General features: G+C 66.4%; 2 protein-coding genes. Both read right to left on the reverse strand.

Annotated elements, in window-relative coordinates; translation table 11 throughout:
- A partial coding sequence (locus ACIP8W_RS31820; RefSeq protein ID WP_402205885.1) for a type I polyketide synthase occupies positions 1–1,799 on the reverse strand: 1,799 nt, incomplete at its 3' end.
- Between the two features lie 86 nt (positions 1,800–1,885).
- The coding region (locus tag ACIP8W_RS31825) for a beta-ketoacyl reductase (protein WP_402205887.1) at positions 1,886–2,915 on the reverse strand (1,030 nt) is incomplete at its 5' end.

Below are 2,915 nucleotides of genomic sequence, written 5' to 3' on the forward strand. Positions count from 1 at the left end.
ACCGCATCCCACGCCCCCGCGAACACCGGAAACGCCTCACACAACTCCCGACCCATACCGAGCCGCTGCGCACCCTGACCCGAGAACAGCACAGCGGTAACCGGTACTTCGACCCCCGCGATCCCCCGTACGGCACCCGGCGCGTCCACACCCGCTGCCACCGCCGCGCAACCTGCCACCAACTCCGCACGGTTATCACCAACAACCACAGCTCGGTGCTCGAACACCGAACGCCCCGTGAGAAGGGAGTACGCAACGTCCATCGGGGCCAGCTCGACGTCGGACTCCACCCAGGTGCCCAGCCTGTGAGCTTGATCCCGCAACGCGGCCGCGGACTTCCCCGACACCACCCACGAGACAGGGCCCAACACCCTTGACACAGAGGCAGATTCGTCGGCCTGCTCAGCATCGGGCTCGGGAGCCTGCTCAAGAATCACGTGGGCGTTCGTGCCACTGATACCGAAAGACGACACGCCTGCCCTGCGGGGGTGACCGTTCACCGGCCACTCCCGGGCCTGGGTCAGCAACTCCACCTCACCACTGGACCAGTCGACCTGATCCGTGCGCTCCTGCGCGTGGAGGGTGGCGGGAAGGATGCCGTGCCGTATCGCCTCCACCATCTTGATCACACCCGTCACACCCGCGGCGGCCTGTGTGTGACCGATGTTCGACTTCACCGAGCCCAGCCACAGCGGCCGGTCAGTGGTGTGCTCCTTGCCGTACGTCGCCAGCAGCGCCTGCGCCTCGATCGGATCACCCAGCCGGGTCCCCGTACCGTGCGCCTCCACCACGTCCACCTCGGCGGCAGACAGACCGGCGGCACTCAACGCCTGTCGGATCACTCGCTGTTGGGAGGGACCATTCGGGGCCGTCAGCTTGCTGCTGGCCCCGTCCTGGTTGATCGCGCTACCCCGCACGACTGCCAGTACCTCATGGCCACGCTCCTGCGCCAGCGACAGCGGCTCCACCAGCAGCACGCTGACGCCCTCGGCCATCCCCGTACCGTCCGCGTCGGCCGAGAACGCCTTGCAACGGCCGTCCACAGCCAGCCCCCGCTGCCGCGAGAACTCGATGAAGATCTCGGGTGTGGAATTGATGGTGATACCGCCGGCGAGCGCCTGGTCGCACTCCCCGGCCCTGATCGCCTGGATCGCCTGGTGCAGGGCGACCAAGGACGACGAGCACGCCGTGTCCACCGTCATCGCCGGGCCCTCCAGGCCCAGCGTGTACGCCACCCGGCCGGAGGTCACACTGGACACGTTGCCGTTTCCGACGTAACCGGCGAGTTCCTCGGGGGCAGGCTGGAGATACGTCAGGTAGTCATTTTGCATGACCCCGGCGAAGACTCCGGTACGGCTGCCGCGCAGTGTGGCCGGATCGATCCCGGCGCTCTCCAGCGCCTCCCAACAGGTCTCCAGAAGCAGCCGCTGCTGCGGGCTCATCGCAAGCGCCTCACGCGGCGAGATACCGAAGAACGCCGCGTCAAAACCGGCCACATCCGTCAAGAAACCGCCGTGCCGGCTGTAACTCGTGCCGCTGCTCTCCGGGTCCGGGTCATACACCGCATCCAGGTCCCAGCCGCGATCGGCCGGAAACTCGCTGATGACATCCCCACCCGAGGAGACCAGATCCCACAACTGTGCCGGACTGTCCACACCGCCGGGCAGGTGGCACGCCATACCAATGATCGCTATCGGCTCGCGCGCCTTCTCTTCCATCTCACGCAGCTGTCGACGGGCCTGACGGGCATCAGTGACCGCACGCTTGAGGTATTCCCGCAGTTCGTCCGCAGTAGCCATGATCAAGAATTCCTTGTCCGGGTAGATCCGGGTAGATACGCCAAAGAAGTTGGGGGTAAGGGGAGTTCGCGCGAACTCGTCCGATTCTATTGGTCGAAGGGATCGTCGAGCATCGAGAACAGTTCTTCGTCCGTGGCGAATTCGATGTCCTGGTCGTCCCCGCCCTCATCCGCCTTGCTGCGGACCAGGGTGACGAGACCATTCAGTCGACTCGCGACATCGGAGAACAGTGAACTGTCGAGCGCGCCCGAGGAGAGTTGCTTCTCCAGCGCGTCGAGCACATCGAGCACGGAGGAATTCCATTCCGTTTCCCCTTCGCCATCCTGACTCAGGATTTCCTCACCGATGTGCTGGGCAAGGGAGTTGGGTGTGGGGTAGTCGAATACGAGGGTGGGCGGGAGCCGGAGTCCGGTAGCGGTGTTGAGCCGGTTACGAAGGTCCACGGCGGTGAGCGAGTCGAATCCGTTGTCCAGGAAACCGCCATCCAGAGGTAGGGCATCGGGGGTGGTGTGGCCGAGGACGGTCGCTGCATGCGAACGGACCAGATCCGTCAGCACACCACGTACCTCGCTCTCGCCAAGACCACTCAGCCGCTCCCGCAAACCTGCCCCACCCGCAGTGGTCACCACCGAAGTGTCCGGCTGCGCGGCACGGTGTACGGAGGCAGGCACCAGGCCGTGCAGTACCGGGGCCAACTCGCCTTCCGCGGCGCGTGCCCGGAGCACCGCCATGTTCCAACGGGCCGGCACCAGCACCGCCCGCTCACCCACTGCCAACGCCGCGTCGAACAGCTCCAAGCCCTCGGCAGGGGCCAGCGGGATCATGCCGGTCCGCGCGATCCGCTGCCGGTCCCCGGCGCCCAGAGCCGCCGTCATCTCACTCGACGACTCCTGCTCCCACAGCCCCCACGCCAGCGACAACCCCGGCAGACCAGCAGCCCGCCGCCGTACCGCCAGCGCGTCGAGGGCCGAGTTCGCCGCCGCGTAGTTGCCCTGCCCCGCTCCGCCCAGCACACCGGCCGCCGAGGAGAACAGAACGAACGCCGACAGATCCATATCCGCCGTCAACTCATCCAGCAACAAAGCCGAGTACGCCTTCGCCGCCAGGACCTCCGCC

Origin of the sequence: Streptomyces sp. NPDC088554 (assembly GCF_044752945.1) — a bacterium.
Classification (GTDB): domain Bacteria; phylum Actinomycetota; class Actinomycetes; order Streptomycetales; family Streptomycetaceae; genus Streptomyces.